The organism is Deinococcus depolymerans (assembly GCF_039522025.1).
GTDB lineage: Bacteria > Deinococcota > Deinococci > Deinococcales > Deinococcaceae > Deinococcus > Deinococcus depolymerans.
The window spans coordinates 47,214-71,343 of the sequence record NZ_BAAADB010000014.1 but is presented as its reverse complement, the minus strand read 5'-3'; the positions used below and the strand labels follow the sequence as shown (position 1 = coordinate 71,343).

At 71.8% G+C, this 24,130-nt stretch carries 24 protein-coding genes; 15 read left to right on the top strand and 9 right to left on the bottom strand.

Annotation, left to right across the window (positions count from 1 at the left end; genetic code table 11):
* The first annotated feature begins 297 nt into the window (after positions 1-297).
* On the top strand, positions 298-1,161 hold the full coding sequence (locus ABDZ66_RS09085) for a DegV family protein (RefSeq protein WP_343758007.1): 864 nt from the start codon (positions 298-300) through the stop codon (positions 1,159-1,161).
* 171 nt (positions 1,162-1,332) lie between these two features.
* Here the strand turns inward: ABDZ66_RS09085 and ABDZ66_RS09080 are convergent, their stop codons facing one another.
* From ABDZ66_RS09080 to ABDZ66_RS09070, 3 genes are all read right to left on the bottom strand, one after another.
* Positions 1,333-2,316: an aldo/keto reductase gene (locus ABDZ66_RS09080; protein ID WP_343758005.1), complete on the bottom strand. Its 984-nt coding sequence runs from the start codon at positions 2,314-2,316 to the stop codon at positions 1,333-1,335.
* A 28-nt stretch (positions 2,317-2,344) separates the two neighbouring features.
* The gene (locus ABDZ66_RS09075; protein WP_078301070.1) at positions 2,345-2,728 is read right to left on the bottom strand and encodes a RidA family protein; all 384 of its coding nucleotides are present in this window, start codon (positions 2,726-2,728) and stop codon (positions 2,345-2,347) included.
* Positions 2,729-2,995: 267 nt separating this feature from the next.
* Entirely contained in the window at positions 2,996-4,513 is a 1,518-nt protein-coding gene (locus tag ABDZ66_RS09070; protein WP_343758002.1) for a hypothetical protein, read from the bottom strand.
* 161 nt (positions 4,514-4,674) lie between these two features.
* On the opposite strand from ABDZ66_RS09070, the gene paaA reads away from it, so the two are divergent.
* The 5 genes from paaA to ABDZ66_RS09045 all read left to right on the top strand — a co-directional run bounded on the left by paaA (position 4,675) and on the right by ABDZ66_RS09045 (position 8,201).
* A complete protein-coding gene (paaA, locus tag ABDZ66_RS09065; RefSeq protein WP_343758000.1) occupies positions 4,675-5,649 on the top strand; it encodes a 1,2-phenylacetyl-CoA epoxidase subunit PaaA in 975 nt (324 codons plus the stop codon).
* A 131-nt stretch (positions 5,650-5,780) separates the two neighbouring features.
* Positions 5,781-6,371 (top strand): phenylacetic acid degradation protein, encoded by a 591-nt coding sequence (locus ABDZ66_RS09060; protein WP_343757998.1) that lies wholly within the window; start codon positions 5,781-5,783, stop codon positions 6,369-6,371.
* On the top strand, positions 6,368-7,150 hold the full coding sequence (paaC, locus tag ABDZ66_RS09055; RefSeq protein WP_343757996.1) for a 1,2-phenylacetyl-CoA epoxidase subunit PaaC: 783 nt from the start codon (positions 6,368-6,370) through the stop codon (positions 7,148-7,150). The genes ABDZ66_RS09060 and paaC overlap by 4 nt, the downstream gene beginning before the upstream one ends.
* 8 nt (positions 7,151-7,158) lie before the next feature.
* Positions 7,159-7,695 carry a 1,2-phenylacetyl-CoA epoxidase subunit PaaD gene (gene paaD, locus ABDZ66_RS09050; protein WP_343757993.1) on the top strand — a complete coding sequence of 179 codons (537 nt, stop codon included), beginning with the start codon at positions 7,159-7,161 and terminating at the stop codon, positions 7,693-7,695.
* Positions 7,692-8,201, top strand: a complete 510-nt coding sequence (locus ABDZ66_RS09045; RefSeq protein WP_343757990.1) for a hypothetical protein — start codon at positions 7,692-7,694, stop codon at positions 8,199-8,201. Before paaD ends, ABDZ66_RS09045 begins: the two co-directional genes overlap by 4 nt.
* 45 nt (positions 8,202-8,246) lie before the next feature.
* Here the strand turns inward: ABDZ66_RS09045 and map are convergent, their stop codons facing one another.
* A complete protein-coding gene (gene map, locus ABDZ66_RS09040) occupies positions 8,247-8,990 on the bottom strand; it encodes a type I methionyl aminopeptidase (RefSeq protein ID WP_343757988.1) in 744 nt (247 codons plus the stop codon).
* A gap of 33 nt (positions 8,991-9,023) precedes the next feature.
* Here map and ABDZ66_RS09035 point away from each other — a divergent pair, with 33 nt between their 5' ends.
* From ABDZ66_RS09035 to ABDZ66_RS09025, 3 genes are all read left to right on the top strand, one after another.
* Positions 9,024-9,377 carry an immunity 8 family protein gene (locus tag ABDZ66_RS09035; protein WP_343757986.1) on the top strand — a complete coding sequence of 118 codons (354 nt, stop codon included), beginning with the start codon at positions 9,024-9,026 and terminating at the stop codon, positions 9,375-9,377.
* A gap of 38 nt (positions 9,378-9,415) precedes the next feature.
* Positions 9,416-11,530: a phenylacetic acid degradation bifunctional protein PaaZ gene (gene paaZ, locus ABDZ66_RS09030; protein WP_343757984.1), complete on the top strand. Its 2,115-nt coding sequence runs from the start codon at positions 9,416-9,418 to the stop codon at positions 11,528-11,530.
* A gap of 158 nt (positions 11,531-11,688) precedes the next feature.
* Entirely contained in the window at positions 11,689-12,633 is a 945-nt protein-coding gene (locus ABDZ66_RS09025) for an aldo/keto reductase family protein (RefSeq protein ID WP_343757982.1), read from the top strand.
* 243 nt (positions 12,634-12,876) lie between these two features.
* Here the strand turns inward: ABDZ66_RS09025 and ABDZ66_RS09020 are convergent, their stop codons facing one another.
* A complete protein-coding gene (locus ABDZ66_RS09020; RefSeq protein ID WP_343757980.1) occupies positions 12,877-14,544 on the bottom strand; it encodes a GGDEF domain-containing protein in 1,668 nt (555 codons plus the stop codon).
* A gap of 154 nt (positions 14,545-14,698) precedes the next feature.
* On the opposite strand from ABDZ66_RS09020, the gene ABDZ66_RS09015 reads away from it, so the two are divergent.
* Both ABDZ66_RS09015 and ABDZ66_RS09010 read left to right on the top strand, forming a co-directional pair.
* Complete coding sequence (locus tag ABDZ66_RS09015) at positions 14,699-15,673, top strand: ABC transporter ATP-binding protein (protein ID WP_343757978.1); 975 nt, start codon at positions 14,699-14,701, stop codon at positions 15,671-15,673.
* Entirely contained in the window at positions 15,666-16,538 is an 873-nt protein-coding gene (locus ABDZ66_RS09010; RefSeq protein WP_343757976.1) for an ABC transporter permease, read from the top strand. The genes ABDZ66_RS09015 and ABDZ66_RS09010 overlap by 8 nt, the downstream gene beginning before the upstream one ends.
* Before the next feature lie 197 nt (positions 16,539-16,735).
* On the opposite strand, the gene ABDZ66_RS09005 is transcribed toward ABDZ66_RS09010, so the two are convergent.
* The 3 genes from ABDZ66_RS09005 to ABDZ66_RS08995 form a co-directional block, all read right to left on the bottom strand.
* A complete protein-coding gene (locus ABDZ66_RS09005) occupies positions 16,736-18,067 on the bottom strand; it encodes a Vgb family protein (RefSeq protein ID WP_343757974.1) in 1,332 nt (443 codons plus the stop codon).
* A 72-nt stretch (positions 18,068-18,139) separates the two neighbouring features.
* Positions 18,140-19,402, bottom strand: coding sequence for a VWA domain-containing protein (locus ABDZ66_RS09000; protein ID WP_343757972.1), 1,263 nt, complete (start codon positions 19,400-19,402; stop codon positions 18,140-18,142).
* The gene (locus ABDZ66_RS08995; RefSeq protein WP_343757970.1) at positions 19,399-20,301 is read right to left on the bottom strand and encodes an AAA family ATPase; all 903 of its coding nucleotides are present in this window, start codon (positions 20,299-20,301) and stop codon (positions 19,399-19,401) included. Before ABDZ66_RS08995 ends, ABDZ66_RS09000 begins: the two co-directional genes overlap by 4 nt.
* 215 nt (positions 20,302-20,516) lie before the next feature.
* Here ABDZ66_RS08995 and ABDZ66_RS08990 point away from each other — a divergent pair, with 215 nt between their 5' ends.
* Together ABDZ66_RS08990 and ABDZ66_RS08985 are read left to right on the top strand one after the other, a co-directional pair.
* Positions 20,517-20,843, top strand: coding sequence for a hypothetical protein (locus ABDZ66_RS08990; RefSeq protein ID WP_343757968.1), 327 nt, complete (start codon positions 20,517-20,519; stop codon positions 20,841-20,843).
* Positions 20,844-20,996: 153 nt separating this feature from the next.
* Positions 20,997-21,620 carry a hypothetical protein gene (locus tag ABDZ66_RS08985; protein WP_343757966.1) on the top strand — a complete coding sequence of 208 codons (624 nt, stop codon included), beginning with the start codon at positions 20,997-20,999 and terminating at the stop codon, positions 21,618-21,620.
* Between the two features lie 51 nt (positions 21,621-21,671).
* On the opposite strand, the gene ABDZ66_RS08980 is transcribed toward ABDZ66_RS08985, so the two are convergent.
* The gene (locus tag ABDZ66_RS08980; protein ID WP_343757964.1) at positions 21,672-22,136 is read right to left on the bottom strand and encodes an SRPBCC family protein; all 465 of its coding nucleotides are present in this window, start codon (positions 22,134-22,136) and stop codon (positions 21,672-21,674) included.
* A gap of 115 nt (positions 22,137-22,251) precedes the next feature.
* On the opposite strand from ABDZ66_RS08980, the gene ABDZ66_RS08975 reads away from it, so the two are divergent.
* Complete coding sequence (locus ABDZ66_RS08975; protein WP_343757962.1) at positions 22,252-22,893, top strand: nucleotidyltransferase family protein; 642 nt, start codon at positions 22,252-22,254, stop codon at positions 22,891-22,893.
* Between the two features lie 34 nt (positions 22,894-22,927).
* Complete coding sequence (locus tag ABDZ66_RS08970; protein ID WP_343757960.1) at positions 22,928-24,121, top strand: M24 family metallopeptidase; 1,194 nt, start codon at positions 22,928-22,930, stop codon at positions 24,119-24,121.
* Positions 24,122-24,130: the final 9 nt, after the last annotated feature.

Sequence of the window (24,130 nt, the reverse complement as noted above, 5' to 3'; positions counted from 1 at the left end):
GACCTGGAACGCCCCGCAGCAGAGCGGGTGAATGCGGACGGTCAGGACGGACTGGCACAGCCGCGAAGCAGAGAATGGAGGCATCGGACGTCTGCTGTGCCGGGGCGTCATTCGGAGAACGGTTTTAGAGACCGGCCGCTCCGACGCGGCGGGTGGCGGCGCTCCGGTGGCAGTCGCGCCGTCTCCCTGGCGGGGGTGGTGGACGGTCCGGGGCACGTCCGGGGGGGCGCACCCCGGGGGGAGCCCCTGATGGGGGAAATTTCACATTTCTGCCTGTCCGGGTCCTACCATACGGGCATGAACAGCATCGTCCTGACCGACTCCACCAGCGACCTCGAAGCCGGTCAGGCCGACGCCATCGGCCTGCGGGTCATTCCCCTCACCGTCCACTTCGACGGGCGTGACTGGCTCGATCACCAGGAACTCGGCAGCGAGGAACTTTTCCGCCGCGTGGACGCCGGAGCCGCCATGCCCGTCACCGCGCCCCCCACCGTGCAGGCCTACCGCGAGACGCTCGAGGCCCTGCTGCAACGCCACGATCACGTGCTGGCCGTACACGTCAGCAGCCGCCTGAGCGACACCTGCAGCCACGCCGCCGAGGCCGCGCTGGCCTTCCCGGGGCGGGTCACCGTCCACGACTCCTGGCAGTCCGCCGCCGGACTGGCCCTGCAGGCCGAGCGGGCCGCGCGCCTGATGCGTGACCACGTGCCGGCCGCGCAGGTCGCGCAGGTCCTGCAGAGCCTGCGGCAGTACGCGCAGACCCGCATGTGCCTGAACACCCTGGGATACCTGCAGCGCGGCGGACGGATCGGCGGCGCGGCGGCCCTGCTGGGCGGCCTGCTGAACCTGAAACCCATCCTGGGCCTGCGCGAGGGCCGGGTGGAACCCTTCGCGCGTGCCGTCGGCGCCGGCCGCGCCATGAACAGCATGACCGAGCAGCTGCGCGCCTGCGCCGCCAGCCTCCCGCAGGGCCGCGTGGCGTTCTTCCACAACGGCGCCTCCGACAGCGTCGACGCCCTGCGGTTCGAGGCCCGCCGCCTGGGCGTGCAGGAAAGCATGACCCTGAGCCTCGGCACGGTCCTCTCCGCGCACAGCGGTCCCGGCGTGTTCGGCTTCAGCTTCGAACCCGCGCACGTCTGGCAGAACTTCCGCTCGTACTGATCCGGACTGCGGGTCATACGGACTCCGATTGAATGGGCTGCAAAGCCCGTTCAATCCGAGCGGATGTGACTCGGAGAGCTGCTTCGCAGAGCAGGAGAGAAACGGGTTCCGGACGTGGAGCTGGCAATCCGGTGAAGTTCCGGATTGTTGGCGAAACAAACGGAATCCGTCTCAGTTCCAGGGCAGCGCCGCCCGTTCCTGCCAGTACGTGCGGGCGTCCACCGCCAGTTCCGGCAGGGCGTCCGCCGGCACCTGCACGCGCAGCGCCGCCAGATTCTGCGCCAGCTGCCCGGCGGTTCCCGCGCCGCTCAGGACCATGTCCGCCCAGGGTTGCGCCAGCACCGCCGCCAGGGCCGCCGCGTCCGGCGTGACCCCCAGCTCGGCCGCCAGCGCCGCTAGCGGGGCGGGCACGTCCCCGCGCCCGCCCAGGCCCCGCGCACTCAGGCGGCCGTTCGCCACGCCCTCCTTCACCACGGTCACCCACCCGGCCGCGTGCGCGTCGGCCAGGGCCGCACCCGCCGAGCGGTCCAGCAGGTTCCAGGTGGCCTGCACCGCACCCAGCGGATTCACGCCGTCCACCCGCACGTCCAGCGCCCGCCGGATCGTGTCCGCCTGCGCGGGGCCGCTGGTACTCAGGCCCACCCGCACGCCCCCCGCCGCCAGTTCCGCCAGCCGGGAGAGCACCGCCGGGTTCTCCAGCACGCCCGACTCCAGCGTCGCCGAGTGAATCAGGTACAGCGCCGGGGGGCCGCCCAGCGCCGCGAGCGTCTGCGGCCACTGCCGGTCCAGCGTGGCCCGGTCGTGCGTCTTGACCTCATGCACGGGCGCGTCCGGCTGCCAGTCCGCCACGTACGTGTACCCCCACTTGCTGCCCAGCACGGCGTCCCGGTGCCCGCGCGCCTGCACCCACCCGCCCAGGAACTCCTCGGCCAGCCCGTAACTGCGCGCCGCGTCGAAGTACCGCACGCCCGCCGCGTACGCCTCGTCCAGCACCGCCCACGCCTGCGCCCGCATGCCCTCCACCGACCGGTCCGGCAGGTCACGCGCGTGCCCCAGGTTGATGTACCCGGGGCGGCCCAGCGCCGCCAGTCCCAGCCCAAGGCGGGGTGACGCCGGATCGAACGGACGGACGGAACCGGAAGGGGAAGAGGTCATGCCGCCCAGTCTGCCCCACAGGCGGGGATCACCCGCCGATGACGGCTTCGGCCTCGATCTCCACGAGGTGCAGCGGGTCGATCAGCGCGGCGACCTGCACCAGGGTCGTGGCGGGGCGGATGTCGCGGAACACCTCGCCGTGCGCGCGGGCCACTTCCTCCCAGCGGCTGATGTCCGTCACGTAGATGCGGGTGCGGACCACGTCGGACAGCTGCGCGCCGGCCGTTTCCAGCGCGGTGCGGATGATGCCCAGCGCCGCGCGGGTCTGCTCGGCCGGGTCGCCCTCGCCGACGACCTCGCCGTTCACGGTGGCGGTCGTGCCGCTGACCTGGACGGTGTTCCCGACCTTCACGGCGCGTGAGTACCCGATCTGCGCTTCCCAGGGGCTGCCACTGCTGATGTTCTGACGCATGACCCAGCGTAAACGGCCCGGCCGGCCGCGCGCCGCGCCGTCGTCTGACCCGGCCTGTGCCGCGCCGCGTGACAGGCCCTCCGCCACCGCCCATCCGCTGCCGACCGTTCATACGGACTGCCGTTTGTTTCGCCAACAATCCGGAACGTCGCCGGATTGCTGGCTCCACGTCCGGAGGGGCGTGTTGCTCCCACTCTGCGGAGCAGCTCTCCGAGTCGCTTCTCTCGGACCCAGCGGGCATTGCGGCCCATTCAATCGGAGTCCGTATCAGTCCTCGTACAGTTCGCCGGTGCGGGGCTTGAGGGTCCAGTCGGTGACCTGCCAGCCTGTCGCGGCGCGGTCGAGGTTCACGGTGAGGGTGTGGCGTTCGCCGCTGACGTACTCGCTGTCGGTGCGGTCGTCGGTGAAACCGACGGTGGTCGTGATGACGGCCTGCGCCTGCGCGGGGCTGTCCTGGGTGAGGGTGACGCTGCCGAACGTGAAGTTCCCCAGGCGGCCCAGCGGGAAGTCGGTGGGGCCGCGCCGCGTGCCCAGCCACGGGCGGGCGCGGGTGACGGCCGCGTCGATGCGGCGCTGCACCTCAGCGGTCTGCGCCGCGGTGCGCGTGACGTCCCGGTACTGCGAGGCGACGTGCCCGGCCACGCTGCTCAGGTCGCTCAGCAGCGCGGCCGTAACGGCCAGCGGGTCGTCCCGCAGTTCGGTCAGGGCGGCGCTGCCCACGCGGTATGCGGCGTAGCGGACACTGCCGCTGCGGGCGTCGCGCAGCAGGGTGTCGTCCCGGCCGCCCGCGCGGCGGACCGTGGCGGCCGGCCAGACGGTCAGGGTCGGCTCGCCGTACGCGTCGCGGGTCACGGGGACGGTCAGCAGGGCGGGGCCGGCCGTGATGGCCGCGCCGCGCGGCTGGAACAGGCGCAGCGTGGCGACCGGGTCCCGTCCCGCGCCGACGGTGACGGCCAGGTACGCGCGCGTGCCGGGCGCCGTGAACGCCCCGCCGATGCCGCTGCGCACGGCGTCCGCGTCCAGGCCGGCGCGTGTGGGCCAGTCCCGCAGCCCGAAGTCCGAGAGGTCCTGCCGCACATCCGGGCCGTAGTTCGCCAGCCACGCCCGGAAGGGTGCCGGTTGCGCCGCCGCCCAGGTGTCGGCGCTGGCGCTCCCCTGAGTGACGGTGCGGGTGGCGTACTCGACCAGTACGCCCCCGCTGAACGGGTCGGCGTTCATGTGGCGCGCATAGGTCTGCATGAAGCCGGGGAAGGCGCGGGTGTTCTCCACGTACTGGCCGTTCAGGAACGAGTACACGGTGGGCAGCGGGGCGCTCTCGGCGAAGCTCATGCCGTACCCGTACGCGAAGCGCCAGTCCGCGCCGACCAGTTCCAGCGGGCCGCGTCCGTCCAGCTGCCGGGCCTCCAGGGTGTCGCTGTGCGCGCTGAACGCCGTGAGCAGCCGCCGGGGCGGGCTGGTCAGCGAGTACAGCGTGTGCGTGAAGCAGCAGTGCGCGCCGCCGGAAAAGCCGGCCAGCAGGACTTCCGGGACGCCGTCGCCGGTCACGTCCCGGCACCAGTCCACGCTGACCATGGTGTCCTCGACCGTGGCGTAACTGGTCGCGCCGCGCGTGATGGTCACGCGGTCGGCCGGTTCCCCGAAGCCGTTCTCGCGCAGGGCCAGGGTGTACGCCCCGCAGGTGCGCGAGGAGACCTTCACGGGCATGGGCGCGGGCTGCGCGGCGGCGGGCGCGGCCAGCAGCAGGCCCAGGGCGGTCAGCAGGAGTGGCGTGCGGGAACGGATCATCAGGAACCTCCGGGAGCAGGGGGGTGTGGATGCGGGCTCTCCTCACAGCATGCCCGATCATGCACGCGCGGATGGGTAGACCGGACGGCTGCAACCCAGGCCACACCCAACCTAACGCTCGTTAGGTACACTGGGGGCAGTCCCATCAGGAGGTTGCCCCCATGACCCAACCCACCCCCGCCCAGACCGGCATCACATCCGGCGAAACCGCCGAGCAGCACGCGCACTTCGAGGCCCGCATCGCCCGCGGCGAGAAGATCGAGCCCGGCGACTGGATGCCCGCCGAGTACCGCCGCCAGCTCATCCGCATGATCAGCCAGCACGCCCACAGCGAGGTCGTCGGGATGCTCCCCGAAGGCGAATGGATCACCCGCGCACCCAGCCTGAGGCGCAAGACCATCCTCATGGCCAAGGTTCAGGACGAGGCCGGGCACGGCCAGTACCTCTACCACGCCGCCGAAACCCTCGGCGCCACCCGCGAGGACATGCTCCAGGCCCTCCTGAGCGGCAAGGCCAAGTACTCCAGCATCTTCAACTACCCCACCCACAGCTGGGCGGACGTCGGCATGATCGGCTGGCTCGTGGACGGCGCCGCCATCAAGAACCAGACCATGCTCGCCGGCTGCAGTTACGGCCCGTACAGCCGCGCCATGGTCCGCATCTGCAGCGAGGAAACCTTCCACCACAAACAGGGCAAGGAAATGATCGTCGCCTACGCCCAGGGCACCCCCGAGCAGCGCGCCCTGGCGCAGGACGCTTTAAATCGCTGGTGGTGGCCCGCCATGATGATGCTCGGCCCGCACGACGCCGACAGCCCCAACAGCGGCGTCCTCACGAAATGGGGCATCAAACTCAAGAGCAACGACGAGGTCCGGCAGGAATTCATCAACGAGCACGTCCCCGAACTGCTCGAAGCGGGCCTCACCATCCCCGACCCCGACCTGCACCAGGACGAGCAGGGCAACTGGCGCCACGGCCCCATCCACTGGGACGAATTCTGGGCCGTCATCCGCGGCGAACAGGGCCTGAACAAGGAACGCCTCGGCGCCCGACAGGCCGCCCACGACGACGGCGCCTGGGTCCGCGACGCCCTCCAGGCCTACACCGACCGGCAACGCGCGGTTGCGGCCGACTGAAGAACCCCTCAGTCAGCTTCGCTGACAGCTCCCCTCAAGGGGAGCCAACCATCACACTGGCTCCCCTTGAGGGGAGCTGGCCGCGCAGCGGACTGAGGGGTCCCCCCCCAGCCCAGAAAGGAACCCCACCCATGACTCAACCTCAATCCCCGTCCTCCGATACGCAGTGGCCGCGCTGGGAGGTGTTCAAGCAGGACGCCCCGAACCGCCCGCATCAGGCGGTGGGGAGCGTGCACGCGGGTGACCCGCCGCATGCGCTCCTGACGGCGCGGAACGTGTTCGTGCGCCGCCCGGCTGCCGTGAGCCTCTGGTGCGTGCGCGAGGACGACCTCCTGACCGCCACGCCCGAGGAACTGACCACGAATCCCGCGCTGCTGGACTCGCCCGGCGAGACCGGGACGTACCACGTGGGCGTGAAACGCACGAACAAGCGCAGCATGACCTTCGTGGACCTCAGCGGCACCGTGCAGGCCAGCGGGAGCGGCGACGCGCTGCGGCAGGCGCAGGTCATGCACCCGGACGTGCTCGCCTGGATGGTCTTCCCGGAGTCGGCGGTCGTCCGCACGGACGAGGACCCCGGCACCGTCGAGAGCTGGTTCGCGCCCGCGAAGGACAAGACGTACAAGCAGCAGCAGCACTACGGCGTGATCGGCCGGCACGTCGGCGAACTGAAACGCGCCGGGCTGATGCCGGGCCGCGCCGCCAGCGAGGAAGGCGCATGACCACCACTCCTACAACCCACCTGACCGACACGCAGACGCAGGCGCTTCTCCTGAAACTCACGGTCCTCGCCGACGACGAGATCATCCTCGCGCACCGCAACGGCGAGTGGACCGGGCACGCCCCCATCCTCGAAGAGGACATCGCGCTGGCGAACATCGCGCAGGACGAACTCGGGCACGCCGGGCTGTACCTGAGCCTCGCGCAGACCCTCGGCGGCAGCGACCCCGACCGGGTGGCGTTCTGGCGCGGCCCGGACGACTACCTGAACACCCGCCTCGTGGAACTCCCGAAAGGCGACTGGGCGTTCACGATGGTCCGGCAGTTCCTGTACGACACGTTCGAGGCCCTGTGGCTGGAGGCCGCCACCCGCAGCACCTACGCGCCCCTGGCAGAAGTCGCCGCGAAGGCCGTGCGCGAGGAGAAATTCCACGTGCAGCACACCGCCCTGTGGGTGGAACGCCTCGCCCTCGGCACGCCCGAGAGCGAACGCCGCACCCGGGCGGCCCTGACGGAACTCTGGCCGCACGCCGCGCAACTCTTCCAGCCCGTCGAGGGTGAAGCGGACCTGACCGCAGCGGGCATCCTCCCCGACCTGAACGCCGTGCACGCCCGCTGGACCGACCTCGTCACCCGGCACCTCGTGGACAAATGCGGCCTCACCCTCCCCGACGCCCCCACCACCCAGCCCGGCCGCGACACGCACACCCACCACCTCGCCCCCCTGCTGGAAGAAATGCAGAGCGTCGCCCGGCAACACCCCGACGCCGAGGTCTGGTGAACAGGCGGATGGCAGAAGGCGGAAGGCAGAAGGCAGAGCGCCCTGCGCCATCGGCCATCAGCATTCAGCCATCTGCCGTCTGGGACGCGCTGACCAGCGTCCCAGACCCGGAGATTCCCGTCGTGAGCATCACGGACATGGGCATGGTGCGCGACGTGACCGTGGGCGACGATGGGCGCGTGACGGTGACGTTCACGCCCACCTTCAGCGGCTGCCCCGCTCTGCACGTCATCCGGGACAGCATCGAGCAGGCGGTGCGTGGCCTGGGCGTGACGGACGTCGAGGTCAGGAGCACCCTTACGCCCCCGTGGACGACCGACTGGATCAACGACGACGCGCGCGAGCGACTGCGGCAGTACGGCATCGCGCCCCCCGCCCCCACCGGGGAAGGGCAACTGATTCAACTGGACGCGGAACCCACCCGCTGCCCCCGCTGCGGCAGCCTGAACGTCCGCATGACCGCCTCCTTTGGGCCCACCCTCTGCAAACGCATGTACGTCTGCGACACCTGCCGCGAACCGTTTGAAGGGTTCAAGAGCGTATGAGTGACATTCAGTCGGAGGCCCTGGAGACGCTTTGCGGGTTACAGGAGCGTCTGACTGCCTTTCCCAGAATGCACGGGAAATACATGCTGGATTTGACATCTATTGCGGAGTGGCGGCGGGCCGATATGGGTGAAGAAGAGATGCTTGATCGGCTCTTCAATCTGTGGGGTGAGCATGAAACTCTCAGTGTATACCTGGAAAAAATGCCGCCCATTGCCTCGCAAGGGCAGGTCGCGGCAGGTTGGGTGGAGTGCGCAGTCAACCCCAGTGATGCCCGTGAGTTTCTGCGGCAGTCATTGATAGGCGGCGGAAGCGTCGGCCACACGGTCGAAACTGTACCTGCACATATAGCCGAAGAAATGGTCACTGACTTTTTCGGTCTTTTTGAGCAGCCCACCGCTTATTCAGGTTTGGGGTGGAGCGATCCCAAATACGTTTTCGAAAACGGTGTTGTCATTCTCGACGAGAAAATGGCTGGCATGTTCCTCGTGATTGAGAGCGACTGAGTCTCAATGTTCAAGCCCTGGACGGTCTCAACAGAAAAATTGCTTTCACGCTGTCAGCACCAGCGGTTTTCCTTTGGTGATCATGATGGTGTGTTCGACGTGGGCGGCGAGGCCGCCGTCGGTGGTGGCGAGCGTCCAGCCGTCGCGGCGGGTGCGGACGCGGGGGCTCTTGCCGGTGCTGAGCATGGGTTCCACGGCGATCACGAGGCCCTCGTGCAGCGGTTTGCGGAGCGCGGGGCGGTAATAGTTGGGAACGTCGGGTTTCTCGTGGATGGCGCGGCCCACACCGTGCCCCTGAAGTTCCGGCAGGAGCGTGAAGCCCCGGCGCTGAACCTCAGCCTGGATGGCTCGCCCGATGCCGTTCAGGGGCTGTCCGGCGCGGGCGGCGTTCAGGCCACGGGCCAGGGCTGCCTCGGCCGCCTCGATGAGGCGGGCGGCGGTGGGGGAGACGGGCGGCACGGCGACCGTGATGGCGGCGTCCGCGACGAACCCGCCGACGTTCGGCGTGACGTCGATGCACACCACGTCCCCCGCCTGAAGCGGGCGGTTGGTGGGCAGGCCGTGCACGATGTCGTCGTTGACGCTGATGAACACGTTCACGGGCGCGCCGTACTCGGCCCGCGGCGCGGAGAACGCCCCGAACCCCGCGAACACCTGTCCGGCCAGCGCGTCCAGTTCGGCGGGCGTGATGCCCGGTTCGACGGCGGCGCGCAGGGCGTCGAGGGTGCGGGCGACGACCTTCCCGGCGAGGGTCATGCCGTCCAGTTCATGCTGCGTGGTGATCGTCATGCGGCAGTGTAAGCGCCCGGTTGGGGGAATGGGATGATCGCTGAGCTGAAAGTGATCTCGCTGGCCGATCACTCGGCGTTCGAGAGTTTCGTGCCGGAGCATCCTGCGGATTTCGGGGTAGACCTTCGGCTTTATATCGGGCCTGTAGGTGGGGATGCGTCGGATTCCTTCAGCCTGACGGTCTGTTCGCCGGACTGGCTGAGGCGGGAGTGCGCGTCGCAGGGGTTCGTGTGGCGCTGGGATCTGCTGATCGTGGAGGAATTCAATCGGGTGGAGATCGTGCAGGTCTTGCAGCGGATGGTCTCGCGTTGTGTCGGTGAGACCTGGGACATCGTGGTGGCACAACTGGCCCGGCGGATGCAGTGGGAGTTCGACACGTATGCCTGATGCCGCGTGGAACTGGCTTGTCAACTGGAGGAACGTATATGACTCAATCAATCTCTTCTGATCTTCTTCGTCCGGCGTCTTATGTGTCGGGTTCGTGGCATGCGAATGCGGATGGGCAGGTGCTGGTGGACGCGGTGTATGGGCGTCCGGTGGCCGTGATCTCGTCGGAGGGCGTGGATTTCGGTGGGGCGCTGGCGTACGGTCGGCGGGCGGGTGGGGCGTTGCGCCGCATGACGTTCCATGAGCGGGCGCGGGCGCTGAAGGCGCTGGGGGCGTTCCTGATGGAGCGGAAGGAGGCGTACTACGCGCTGAGTGCGTTGACGGGGGCGACGCGGCGGGATTCGTGGGTGGATATCGAGGGTGGGATCGGGACGCTGTTCAGTTACGCGAGTGCGGCGCGGCGGGAACTGCCGGACGAGCGCTTCTGGCCGGACGGGCGGGTGGAGCGGCTGGGGCGCGAGGGGACGTTCGTGGGGCGTCACCTGCTGGTGCCGCGTGAGGGTGTGGCGGTGCAGATCAACGCGTTCAACTTCCCGGTGTGGGGGATGCTGGAGAAGTTCGCGCCAGCGTTTATCGGGGGGATGCCGAGTCTGGTGAAGCCGGCGCCGCAGACGGCGTACCTGACGGAGCGGGTCGTGCGGGACATCGTGGCGTCGGGCCTGATTCCGGAGGGGTCGCTGCAACTCGTGACGGGGGAGCCGGGGTCGCTGCTGGATCACGTGGAGGAGCAGGATGTGGTGGCGTTCACGGGGTCGGCGGCGACAGCGGCGAAGTTGCGGGTGCATCCGGCGATCGTGGGGCGGTCGGTGCCGTTCAATGCGGAGGCGGACAGCCTGAACGCGTCGGTGCTGGGCCTGTCCGTGAAGCCGGAGGACCCGGAGTTCGCGCTGTTCGTGCGCGAGGTGGCGCGGGAGATGACCGGGAAGGCCGGGCAGAAGTGCACCGCGATCCGCCGCGCGATGGTGCCCTCCCATCTGGTGGAGGCGGTGACGGAGGGTCTGCGCCGCGAACTGGCGAAGGTGACGCTGGGCGACCCGGCGCGGGATGACGTGCGGATGGGTGCGCTGGTGAGCGTGGAGCAGCGCGAGCGGGTGCGTGAGACGCTGGAGAAGTTGCAGCAGGAGGCGCGTGTGGTGATCAGCGGCGAGGCGACCCTGCTGGGCGGCGACCGCGAGAAGGGTGCGTTCCTCGACCCGACGGTGCTGCTGTGCGAGAACCCCCTGAGGGCGCGCGGGCCGCACGAGCTGGAGGCGTTCGGGCCGGTGGCGACGCTGCTGCCGTACGACTCGCTGGAGGACGCCATTCACCTCACGAAGCTGGGTCGGGGGTCGCTGGCCGGGAGTATCGTGTCCCGCGACCGTGCCGAGGCGACCGAACTCGTGCTCGGCATGGCAAGCTCGCACGGGCGCCTGCTGGTGCTGAACCGCGACAACGCGAAGGAGAACACGGGGCACGGGTCGCCGCTGCCGCAGCTGAACCACGGTGGGCCGGGCCGCGCGGGGGGCGGTTCGGAACTGGGGGGCCTCTCGGCGGTGCGGCACCACATGAACCGTGTGGCGGTGCAGGCCGATCCGACGACCCTCACCGCGATCACGCGGGAGTTCGTGCCCGGCGCACAGGTGCAGGAGGACGTGGTGCACCCGTTCCGCAAGTCCTTCGACCAGATTCAGGTCGGGGACAGCCTCCTGACGCACCGCCGCACCGTGACCGAGGCGGACATCGTGAACTTCGCGGGCCTGACCGGGGATCACTTCTACGCGCACGTCGACGAGATCGGCGCGCGGGAGGGCATCTTCGGGAAGCGCGTGGCGCACGGGTACTTCCTGATCTCGGCGGCGGCCGGGCAGTTCGTGTCGCCAGCAGCAGGGCCGGTGCTCGCGAACTACGGCCTGGAGAACCTGCGCTTCATCGAGCCGGTGGGCATCGGGGACACCATCCGCACGCGCCTGACCTGCAAACGCAAGATCCGCAAGGACCTGCGCCCCGGCGAGACCCGCCCGACCGGCGTGGTCGAGTGGCGCAGCGAGATCACCAACCAGGACGGCGTGCTGGTCGCCACGTACGACATCCTGACGCTGGTCGAGCGGACGCGGGACGCCTTCGATCCGCCCGAGGAGGTGCTGGCGGACGAGGGCGGGTCGGCGCGGGCCTGACCCCACACCGGGGCGGGGTGGGTCCGTTCCCGCCCCGTGCGGGCGGCCGTGGCTGCCGGGGTGGGGCGTTTCACACCTGCGGGGCATTGTGCTGAGTGTCTCTTTATGCTGGCTTCACCTGACGGCCGGCCGATGCTTTATCCGATAAAGTATCCCGCATGGAATACCGGAACCTCGGCAAGAGCGGTCTGAAAGTCAGCGAAGTCGCCCTGGGCGGCTGGGAAACGTACGGCGTCGGCGTGAACGAACAGCAGATGGTCCGTGACATCGTGACCGCCGCGTACGACGGCGGCGTGAACTTCTTCGATCAGGCCGACATCTACGCCAGGGGCCGCAGCGAGGAGCTGATGGGCAACGTGCTGCGCGAACTGCCGCGCCACACGCTGGTCATCAGCTCCAAGGTGTTCTGGCCCATGAGTGACGACGTGAACGACCGTGGCCTCAGCCGCAAGCACGTCCTGCACAGCATCGACGGCAGCCTGAAACGCCTGGGCACCGACTACCTCGACATCTACTTCGCGCACCGATACGACCCCGACGTGCCCATGGAAGAGATCGTGATGGCCTTCGATCAGGTCATCCGCGACGGCAAGGCCCTGTACTGGGGCACCAGCATGTGGCCGGCCGCACGCATCGCGCAGGCAGTCGAGTTCGCCCGCGCCAACGGCCTGCACGCCCCCGTGACCGAGCAGCCCGAGTACTCCATGATCCGCCGCGAACGCGTCGAGAAGGAGATCCTGCCGTACACCGAGACGGCCGGCGTGGGCCTGGTCGTCTGGAGCCCGCTCGCCATGGGCCTGCTGACCGGCAAGTACGACGACGGCAAACCCGAGGGCGCACGCCTGACCGAGAAGGAAAACTGGGGCAAGAACTTCCTGACCGACGAGAACATCCAGAAGGTCCGCGACCTGAAGGCCATTGCCGACGGACTGAACATCACCCGCGCCCAGCTGGCCCTCGCGTGGATCCTGCGTCAGAAGGGCGTGAGCAGCGTCATCACGGGCGCCACGAAAGTCCAGCAGATCGAGGACACCGTGAAGGCCGCCGGCGTGCGCCTGAGTGGCGACGTGATCGAGCAGATCGAAACCATCCTGACCCGCTGACAGCGGGCGTCTGTTCGCGCGGCCCCCTCCACCCCGGAGGCGGGCCGCCGGTCTGGCCCCCCCTCCCCGGCTCCCAGCGACGTTCATCAATCGGACTCCGTCTGTTTCGTTAACAACCCGGAAGGGCACCGGGTTGCCGACTCCACGCCCGGAACCCGCCCAGCTCCTCCTCTGCGGAGCCGCTCTCCGAGTCGCATCCGCTCGGATTGAACGGCTTTATAAGCCATTCAATCGGAGTCCGTATCAGTCGCTGGGGGGGTACACGCGGTTGCGACCGGCGCGTTTGGCGCGGTACAGGTGCTCGTCTGCCAGGGTCAGCGCCTCGGGCAGACGGTGCGCCGGTTCGACCGCGTACCCGACGCTGGCGGTCAGGTTGGTGCCGGGCAGCAGCGTGGACCAGGCGTGCGCCGCCACCGCCCGGCGGCACCCCTCGGCCAGGGCGTGCGCCTGCGTGGCGTCGCTGACCGGCGCGATCAGCACGAACTCCTCCCCGCCGTAACGGGCGAGCAGCGCACCGGGCCAGCGGGCCAGCTGGGTGCGCAGCACGTCCGCCACGCCCTTCAGGGCCCGGTCCCCGCCGGCGTGGGAGTGGCGGTCGTTCACGCGCTTGAAGTGATCGATGTCCACGAACAGCGCGGCGACCGGCCCGCCGTCCGGCGTCTGGAGGGTCAGCAGACCCTCTTCCAGGCCCCGGCGGTTGAGCAGCCCGGTCAGCGGGTCCTGACGGGCCTGCGTCTCGGCCTGCCGCAGCCGGTCCTGCCAGGAACTGGCGTCCTGCTGCGCCTGCCGCTGCGTGGTGACGTTCATGCGGCGCAGGGCGTCCTGCGCGTCGACCAGCGCCTCACGCGCCGCGCGGAGCGCCTGCGGGTACTGCCCGGCGCGTTCGTGCATGGCCGAGATGGCCTGCAGGATCCGCTGCGTGTCCCGGTGCCGGTGCTGACTGCGGACGATGCCGAGCGCAACCTGGTACTCGTCCAGCGCGGCCGCGTGGTGGCCGCGCGCTTCGCTGAGTTCCGCGAGGCACAGGTTCACCTCGATGTACAGCTGCTGGTCCAGGCCGCTGTGCAGTTCGGCGGCGCGGTCGGCGGCCAGCTGCGCGCCCGCCAGGTCGCCGCTCAGGAGCCGCAGCGTACTCTCGTGCGCGTAGCACAGCACCTCGGTGGTGCGGCTGGGCAGGATCTCCAGGGCGGTGCGCGCCGCGCGCAGCACCATCAGGCCCTGCTGCGCGGCGTGCTGCACCGCCTCCGGACGCCCGCGGTCACGGGCCTGACGGGCCAGCAGCGCGTACGAGTGCGCGCGGTTCTCGTGCAGGTAGTTGTTCAGGTCGCTGCGCAGCTCCGGGTCGCGCAGGGCGTGAACGTGCTCCTCGAGCAGGTTCAGGTGGTGCAGGGCCTCGCCGGGTTCGTCGCGGTTGTTCGCCAGCCACGCGAGGTTCACCAGGGCGTTGCCGGTGTCCAGCGGGTCGCGCTGCTGCCGCGCGAGTTCCAGGGATTCCTGCAGGTCCTGCTGGGCGCTGATCAGGTCCCCGATCAGCATGTGCGTCAGGGCGCGCACGTTCAGCAGCGGGGCCTGCAGGTCGCGCAGGTCGTGCTCGCGGATCAGTTCCTGCGCGCGGGTGACGGCGTCGCTGGAGCGTTCCAGCTGGTTCAGGTGCGCCGCCACGAAACTCAGGCCGATCAGCGCCAGGATCGCCTCGGCCGGCGCGTCGGCCTGCAGCGCCAGTTCCAGCGCAGCCTCTCCGACCTGCTGCGCGCCGTGCATGGACGTGTCGCGCAGGTGCCGCGCGAGGTCAATCAGCGCCTGCGACCGCTCCCGGTCGTTCGAGGCTGCCCGGAGCTGACGGACCAGCGGCTCCGGCAGGTTCGCGGGCAGCTGAACGCTCCCGGCATCGAACGGGGCGGGCGAGGACATGACGGTCATTGTGGCGGATTCTGGCGCGTGTGGGTGCCGCTCTTCCGTGAAGTCCAAGTGATTCTCCCCCCCCACCCCCCCCAGTGGAGCGCGGCGACTGGCGCGGCCCTCAAGTCCGCAGAAAGACTGACGATCCGGCAGGCGGCACGCGCCTATGCTGAAGCGTGTGAACGCCATCGAAACGCAGGAGCTGCGCAAGGAATACCGGGGGCGGGCCGTTGTGGACAGCCTGACCCTGACCGTCCCGCCGGGCGAGGTGTTCGGATTCCTCGGGCCGAACGGGGCCGGCAAGAGCACCACCGTGAAGATGCTGCTGGGCCTCGTGCACCCCACGGGCGGGCGCCTGCAGGTCCTCGGCGGCAGTCCGCACGACCCGGCCGTGCGCGCCCGCCTGGGCTTCCTGCCCGAGCAGTTCCGCTTTCAGACCTGGATGACCGCCGAGGAGTTCCTGCGCTTCCACGGGCGGCTGGCGGGCCTGAAGGCCGCCGACCTGAACGCCCGCATCCCGCGGATCCTCGAGACCGTGGGCCTGGGCGGGCGCGGCAGCGAGACGCTGGGCGGGTACTCCAAGGGCATGCTGCAGCGCGCCGGGCTGGCCGGCGCGATCCTGGCCCGCCCGCAACTGGTGTTCCTGGACGAACCGACGAGCGCCCTGGATCCCATCGGGCGGGTCGAGGTGCGCGAGATCATCGAGCAGCTGCGCGGGGAGGGCACGGCCGTGTTCCTGAACTCGCACCTGCTGTCGGAAGTCGAGCAGGTGTGCGACCGCGTGGCGTTCGTGAAACAGGGCCGCGTGCTGCAGCAGGGCAGCATGCGGGAACTGATGGGCGGCGTCCTGCCGCTGGACGTGCGCGTGGATCACCTGCCGCCGGGCCTGCTGGACACCCTCTCGCGCCTGGGCGAGCTGCGCCACACCGACACGAACACCCCGGGCCGCGCCGACGTGGAACTGTGGCTGGACCATGAGGACGCCATTCCTGCCGTCGCCAGCGCCGTCCACGCCTCGGGCGCGCGGCTGTACGCCCTGACGCCGCGCCGCCCGGACCTGGAGACCCTGTTCCTGGACCTGATCGAGGACACCCCGGACAGCCGCGCCCGCACCGCCCGCCAGGGGGCCGCCCGTGCGTAACGTCCTGCTGATCGCGGAACTCTCGCTGCGCGAGGCGGTCCGCAAACGCCTCGTGAGCGTGCTGCTGGTCCTGACGGCCCTGTTCCTGGGGTTCTACCTGTACGGCATCGTGCGGCTGGAAGGGACCCTGGACGAACGCGCCCTGAACGCCGGACTGGACGGCCGCAGCCTGACCGGCGCGTCGAACCTGCCCGTCATCTACTCGGCCATGTTCGGCATGTACCTCGTGTACTTCCTGGGGTCCCTGATGGCCGTGCTGTCCACGGTGGGGGCCGTCAGCGGCGACATCGAGAACGGCGTCATGCAGAGCGTCATCGCGCGGCCCATCAGCCGCGCGCAGCTGGTGCTGGGCCGCTGGCTGGGGTTCAGCGCCGTGAACGTCACCTACGTCGCGCTGCTCAGCGCCGGACTGCTCGGCGGGGTGTACGCCGTTACCGGATACCTGCCGCCCGATCCGCTCGCCGCGACCGGCCTGATCCTGCTGTCCACCCTGCTGCTGACCGCCCTGACCGTGCTGGGCAGCACGCTCTTCACCACGCTCGCCAACGGCATCGGCGTGTTCGTCCTGTACGGCGTGGGTTTCACGGGCGGCATCCTGAGCGCCATCGGCAGCTTCTCGGACACCCCCACCCTGACCACCCTGGGCCGCGCCGCGAACGCCCTGATGCCCACCAACGCCCTGTGGCTGGGCGCCAGTTACCACCTGCAGCCCGACATCGCCCTGCAGGTCGCGCAGGCGTCTCGCGGCGCGAACCCGCTGTTCGCCAGTGAGCCCATCGCGGCGGGCCTCCTGGTGTGGGCCGCCTCGCTGACCGTCCTGGCCGTCCTGGCCGCCATGCGCCGCTTCAGCCGCCGCGACCTGTAATACGGACTCCGATTGAATGGGCTGCAAAGACCATTCAATCCGAGCGGATGCGACTCGGAGAGCTGCGCCGCAGAGGAGGAGAGAAACGGATTCCGGACGTGGAGTTGGCAGATCGGTACGCCCGGAACCCGCCGCTCTCCTCCCTGAACCGGGCGGGGCGGGGCGCTTCCCCGGACGCCGCTCCCCGAACGCCGCGGTCAGCGCAGCCGCGCGAGGGTGCCGCCGGTCTCGAACCACACGCTGCCGTCCGGCGCGGCGTGCAGGGCGCGCGGTCCGGCGGTCGGCCCGGCCGGGAGGGTCAGGGCGGCGGCGCTGCTCTCACCGGGCAGGACCCGCAGGAGGGCCGGGTGGGCGGTATCGGTGGCCCACACCGTTCCGTCGGGCGCCACGGTCAGGTCGCCGGGCCGCGCCTCGTCACCGGGACCACGGCCGGCCGGGAGGGTCACCTGCCGCTGCGTGCCGCTGACCGGGTCGAGGGCCCGCAGCGTGCCGGTGCGGGATTCCGTGAACCACAGCGTGCCGTCCGGCGCGGCGGTCAGGCTGGCGGGGACGCTCACGCCGGGCGTTCCGACCGGGTAGGTGCGGGCCGCGCCGTCCGCGAGGTTCAGGGCGACGATGGCGGGACTGTCGCCGCGCCGCGCGAAGTACAGCCGGCCGTCCGCGCCCAGCGTCACGCTGTCCGGCGCGCCCTGCGTGGCGACCGCCTGGATCGTGCCGCTGGCCGGGTCGAGCAGCAGCACCCGTTCCTGACCGTACGCCGTGAAGGCCACCCGTCCGTCCGCGAGCGGCGTGACGTGGTTCAGCGTCTCGACCGTCCCGGCCAGGTACCGCCGGGTGGCACCGTCGGCGCTGCGCCGCACCAGGAAACTGCCGTCGGCGTTCACGCCGCGCACCGCCACCCACACGTCCGGGCCGTTCACGGCGTGACTGGTGATCGTCTCGAAGCCCGCGACCGGGAAGGGCAGGGGCGTGAAGGTCCGGTCGGCCGGGTCGAAGGCCAGCAGCGCGTGTCTGGACGCGGCGTCCGCGCTGACCGTGGCGCGCAGCAGCACCCGGTCCCCCTGCGAGCGGACCGCGCCGGCCAGGTACGGCGCGGCGGGCACATGCTGTTCGCTGCCCAGCACCCGGACCGTCACGTCCTGGCTGCGGTTGCCTGCACGGACGTTCAGGGTCACGGTGCCCCGGCCGGTGCCGGTCACGGTCAGCGGCAGGAGGGCGTCGCTGCCGCTGGCGACGGCCGCGCCCGGCGTGACGCTCAGGCCCGGCGCGGCCTGCACGGTCACGCTGACGCCGGAGGCGGGCACCCCCTGCAGCCGCAGGGTGCCGGGCTGCGCCAGCGGCCCGCTGACCGGCACGCGGTCCAGGCTGACGACCAGGGAACTGCCGGGTGCGCTGCCGGCGCCGCTGGCGGCCGGGCCGGACCCGCAGGCGGCCAGCAGGGAACCCAGCAGGGCCGCCAGCAGTGGCCGGACCGGGCGGCGCCCACCGGACGGAGGTGCGGACACAGGCGGCGTGAGGGAGCGGGTCATGACGGTATTTCACCCCGGGGTCACTTGCAGTGTCCTTACGGCCCGTCCCGGTGAACCGGCCAGGGGCGGCGGTCAGAGGCGGCGGGCGGCGCGCAGCCGGCGGGGCAGGGCGTGCAGGTCGGCCGCGCCGCCCACCGGCAGCAGCGCCCACAGGAACGGCAGGGCCGCCACGATCGCCCGCTGCACCGGCCGGTAGTTCGGTGCGGCTGCCAGCGGCGAGAGCCACACCACCCCGCCCGCGCGGCGTTGCAGGTCCCGCAGGGCCCGGCCCACCAGCGCCGGGTCCCCGGTGTCCAGCCCGTCGCTGAGGACCAGGATCAGGGTGTCGCGCGTGACGCCTGCCCGTTCCTCCCGTGCCAGCCGCAGCAGGTTCTCGCCGATGCGGGTGCCGCCGCCCCAGGCGTCCCCCAGCTCCGGGAGGCTCAGGGGAACGCCGCTTGGCGCGCGGCGCAGCAGGGGCGTCAGGCGGGTCAGGCCGGTGCTGAAGGCGTACACCTCCACCCGCCGGGAGCGCAGGTGCAGCGCCTGCGCGAAGCGCAGCAGCAGCGTGGCGTCCGCGCCCATCGAGCGGCTCCCGTCGATGACCAGCAGGAAGCGTGGCGCGCGGCGTGGGCGGCCCAGCCAGCGCAGCAGCGTGGCGTCCCCGGCGGTGCGGGCGGCGGCGCGCAGGGTGCGGCGGGCGTCGAGTTTCGGCCCCCGCTGCGGCTGGGGCCGCAGGCGGCGCGCGCGGCCCAGTTCCAGCGCCCGCACCAGCGCCGACGCGGCCCGCAGCAACTCCGGCAGGTCGTCGCCGCCCGCCTGCACCGCCTGTCCCGGCGCGGCGTTCGGGCTCAGGCGGGCGCGCAGGCTGGGCACGGCCGTGTCGTCCGGCGGGGCCTGGTCCTCGCCGGGCAGCGGCTGGCCCGGCGCCTGACTGTCCGGCGCGTCCTCGTCCGGGTCCGGCGCGTCGTCCGGGGCGGGCGCCGGGGTGGGGTTCGGCGCGGGCGGCTGGCCGGGGCGGGGTGGGGGCGGCGGCCCGGCCTCGGTCTGCTGCTCGGTGCCCGGCGCTTTCGTTTCCGGCAGCAGCGGCAGTTTCGGCTGCGCCGCGCCCTCCGCCCGGAAGAAGGCGTTGAATTCCAGGTCGAACAGCCGCGTCTGCTCGGGGCTGGCGCTCAGGACCGCCCGCAGCGCCCCGCGCACCTCGCGCCGATCCAGCACGTCCACTGCCCCCAGCGCCCGCAGCGCGTCGGCCGTCTCGCCCGGCCCGATCAGGAAGCCGTGCCGGTCGCGTAGCCGCGCCGTGAACGCCGACACCTGCGCCGCGAGGTCCGGCGGGATGACCCCGGCCCCGCTCACGCGCCGGGCGGGTGGCCCGCCGCGGCCTGCGCCGCCAGTCCCTGCAGGGTCGGCGCGGCCAGCAGCTGATCCTCGCGCAGTTTCAGGACCGCGCCCAGCGTCGCGCGGATGCCGGGGGCGTCCAGGTGATCGGCGTGCAGGCTGACCAGCGCCGCCGCCCAGTCCAGCGTCTCCGCCACGCCCGGCGGTTTGCCCAGCGGCAGGGCGCGCAGGGCGTGCACGGCGTTCGTGACCTGCTGCGCCAGCGTCTCGTTCACGCCGGGCAGGCGCGCGTGCACGATGGCCAGTTCCTGCGCGCGGCTGGGGTACTCGGTCCAGTGGTACAGGCAGCGGCGGCGCAGCGCGTCGCTCAGTTCCCGCGAGCGGTTGCTGGTGAGGATCACGTGCGGGCGGGTGCGGGCCTCGATGGTGCCCAGTTCCGGCACGGTGATCTGCCACTCGGCCAGCAGTTCCAGCAGGAACGCCTCGAAGGCGTCGTCGGCGCGGTCGATCTCGTCGATGAGCAGCACGGGCGCGTGTTCCTCGCGGATCGCCTGCAGCAGCGGGCGGGCCATCAGGAAGCGTTCGCTGTACAGGTCCTCGTCGGTCACGCCGCCCGCCCCGCCCAGCTCGGCAGCCCGCAGGTGCAGCAGTTGCCGCGCGTAGTTCCACTCGTACAGCGCCGACTGTGCGTCCAGGCCCTCGTAGCACTGCAGGCGGATCAGGCGGGTGCCCAGCACGTCCGACAGCGTCTTGGCCGCCTCGGTCTTCCCGACGCCTGCCGGGCCTTCCAGCAGCAGCGGCTTGCCGAGCGCCGCGACCAGCCGCAGGGCCGTGGCGAGCGCGTCGTCCGCCACGTACCCGCGGACCAGGAACGCGGCCTTCAGGGCGGCGGGTTCCGGGATCTGCGCGCCGCTCACGGGTGCCTCCCGGGGCGGGGGGGGGTGGGGTGGGCGTCCCGCGCGCCGGACGTGAAGGTGCGAACGGAACGGACGGAATCTGCGTGACAGGCACTCTTACAACCCATGTGGTCCTCTCCTGGCGCGGCGGCCACGGCAAGTGCCGGCCGCCTTAATGTGCAGTGAAGGGCGGTCTGGTCAGGAGACCGTGAGAGTCCGCCGGTTACGGTGAACCCATGACGACCCTGCTGCTGTGCGCCCTGATCGCCCTGACCTCCGGAGTGCACTTCGGCCGCCGGTTCGCGCGGGCCCACGCGGACGGCGGGAACCTGGCGCTGCCGGCCCTGGCGCACGGTGTGATCGTGACGCCCCTGATGATCCTGACCGTGCTGCTGGATCCCACCGGGGGCAGCGTGCTGTGGATGGGTGTGGCCGGCGCGGCGCTGGCGGGACTCGCGGTGGGGGCGCTGCGGCCGCTGCCGCAGGTCGCCCCGGTGGTCAGCCTGGCCCCGCAGCGGCTGCCCGAATCCGCCCAGCCCGCCCGCACCCACAGCGCCGCCTGAGGCCCGCCGCCCGCCGCCCGGCCCGGCCGCGCCCCTCGCCACGTCAGGGCTGTCCGCCGTCCGGCGGATGCAACGCGCCCGCCCCTGAGGCACACTGGACCCGGACAGCCGGGCCGGGCGACGCCCCGCCCGGCCCGCCCGACTGGAGGACCCATGAGCCGCAGCAAGACCGGCCGCACCCTGAACACCCTGATCCGCCTGGGCCGCGCCCTGACCGACACCGACACGCCCCGCGATCCCGTCCGGGCCGCGCAGGAGGCTGCCACGCAGGCGCTGCGCGGCCCGGTCAGCGGGGCGGCCGAGCGCCTGCGGCGCCGCGGCGCGCAGGTCCGTGACCAGCTGGGTGAACGTGCCGACGCCCGCCTCGAACGCCTGATCACCGAACGCCGCGCCGCTCAGGCCGCGCCACCCGACCCGGAAGCGCTGGCGGTCCTGGCCCGCCGCCGCGCCGAACGCGAGGCCCGCGCCGCGCAGCTGCGCGCCCGCCAGGCCCTGCTGGCGCTGGCGCAGACGCCCGCCGAGCGGCAGGTCATGCAGGCCGTCGTGAACGTCACCCCCTGGGCGGGCGGTCAGGACGCGCCGCTGCGCTACACCGCGCTGCTCGACCGGCTCGCGCCCCGCGGGGACGCCGAGAGCGAGATGGCCGCGCACCGCGCCCTGTGGACCCTGGCGGAACGGCAGGTGCTGAGCGTCTCGCCGCACGGCCTGATCCGCGCCGAGCCGCTGCGCGCCCCGCTGGCCCTGCCGCCCGCCCGGCCCGACCTGCCGGAATCCTGACGCGCCCGCCCGCCACGGGGGCCGGTGCGCGGGCGGCGTCCGGACGGTCATTCAGGCCGTCGCGGTGTTGGCCGCACCGACGTGCGCGCTCATGTTCTCGAAGGTCTTGGAGATCAGCTTCTGCGCCTGGGCGTCCAGCAGGCGCCCGCCGACCGTCGCGACCGGGCCGCGCATGGTGGCGTCCCCGGTCCAGTCCAGGGTGGTCGTGCCGTCCCCGTTGTCCACGACGTTCGCGCCGGCCGTCAGGTCCACGACGCTGCCCAGCCCGCCCCCCTGCACCTTCACGTTCACGCGGCCCTGCGGCTCGTCGGGCAGCACCTCGATCTTGAACTTGAACTTCCCGCGCACCATGCCCACGCCCACCTGCACGGTCGCGTCCATGTGCGTCTGGTCGTGCACGACGACCTCCTGCACGTCCGGCAGGCAGCGCGCGACCCGTTCGGGGTCCTGCACGAACGCCCACACGGCGGCGGGTGGCGCCTGCACCTTCTCCTGACCTGAGTAGCTGAGTTTCATAGCGGTCCTCCTGCGGCGCGCGGGCCACGGTGAATTGAGTGAACGCCGTTCATTGTAGGCCCCGGCAGGTTGAAGAAAGATTGGCCCGCCCCCCCGCCTGCCCTACCATGCGGGCATGACTTCCGACCTTCACGCGCCGGTCGCGGGCGTGCTGCTGGCCGCCGGACGCAGCGTCCGCATGGGCCGCCCCAAGCAGCTGCTGCCGGTTGCGGGCGTGCCGCTGGTCCGCCGCGCCGCGCAGGCCCTGGCGGGTGGCGGGCACGACGCGCTGCTGTGCGTCATTCCGCCCGGCGAGGTCGGCGAGGGTATCCGCGCGGCGCTGGCGGGGTTGCCGTTCGCGTTCGCGGTGAACCCGGACCCGGCGCGCGGCCTGGCGGGATCCTTCCGCGTGGCGGTGGGAGCCCTGCCGGCCGGTCTGGCGGGCGTGAACTTCGCGCTGGGCGACATGCCGCTGCTGGGGGCCGCGCAGCACGCCGCCCTGATCCGCGCCTTCCGCGAGACGGGCGCGCCCGTGGTGCTGGCCGAGTACGCCGGTGCCGGCGACGGGCCGGTGCGCGCCCCGCCGCACCTGTTCCGCGCGGACCTGCTCGCGGCGGTCCAGCGCGCCCCGGACGCCGACCACGGCCCCCGGCACCTGATCCGCGCGCACGCCGCGCAGGCGGTCACGCTGACCTTCCCGGCCGGACTGCTGCTGGACGTGGACACGCCGGAAGCGCTGGCGCAGGCACAGGCGCTGCTGCAGGAACCGCAACCGTAGCGGCGGTCGCGGTACCGGCGGCGTATCCTGCCGCATGGCCCCCAACACGGCAGGATACGCGCTTCAGGACGGCAAGCGGCGGCAGGCGCAGGCCCTGCTCGGGAACGGCGAGGTGTGGCTGATCGCCGCGCGCGAGTCGGGCGTGCGCCCGGAACCGGCGCTGACGCTCGTGGCGGGCGTGGACGTCACCTGGGACAGCCTGTTCCTGCTGACCCGCCGCGAGGCGGTGGCGATCGTGGGCCGCTTCGACGCGGACGCCGTGCCGCCCGGCTGGACCGTGCACGGGTACGACGCCGACCTGCGGGCGCTGCTGCGCGCCGAGCTGACGCGGCTGGGGGCGCGGCGGGTGCTGCTGAACATCAGTGAGGACGACCCGCTGTGCGACGGCCTGACCTCCGGCCTGGAACGCCGGGTGCGCGGCTGGCTGGCCCCCGGCCCGGACCTGATGCCCGACCTGGAGTGGGACAGCGCCGCGCCGCGGCTGGGGCAGCTGAGGTCGGTCAAGACGCCCGAGGAGCACGCCGCGATCCGGGAGGCGGTGGACCGGGCCGAGGCGCACCTGCGCGAGATGGCGGCCGCCGCCCGCCCCGGCTGGACGGAACGGGACGTGGCGGCCTTCCTGCACGGCCTGTGCCGCCGCGACGGCGCCGAGCCATCCTGGGGCTGGAACGCCTGCCCGAACGTGCACATCGGCCCGGACAGCCGTCCCTCGCACGCGCCGCCCGGCGACCACGCCCTGCGCCCCGGCGCGCTGCTGCACATCGACTATGGCGTGCGCCTGCACCACGGGTACTGCTCGGACATCCAGCGCACCTACCGCCTGCCCGACGGGAACCCGGTCCCGGACGCCGTGCAGGCCGCCTTCCGCGCCTGCTGGCAGGCCATCCAGGCGGGCGCGGACGCCCTGCGCCCCGGCACGCCCGGCCACGCCGTGGACGCCGCTGCCCGCGCCGCGCTGGTCGCCGCCGGGTACCCCGAGTACCAGCACGCGCTGGGCCACGGTCTGGGCCGCGCCACGCACGACGGCGGCACCCTGCTGGGTCCGCGCTGGCCCCGTTACGGGCAGACCGTCGAGGGACCCGTGCGCGAGGGCGAGGTGTACACCCTGGAACTGGGCGTCATGGTGCCCGGCCACGGCTTCATCGGGCTGGAGGAGGACGTCGTGGTGCGCGCCGGGCCGCCGCAGTGGCTGTCGGACCGGCAGGACGACCTCAGACCCCTGGGCTGAAGCCCCGGG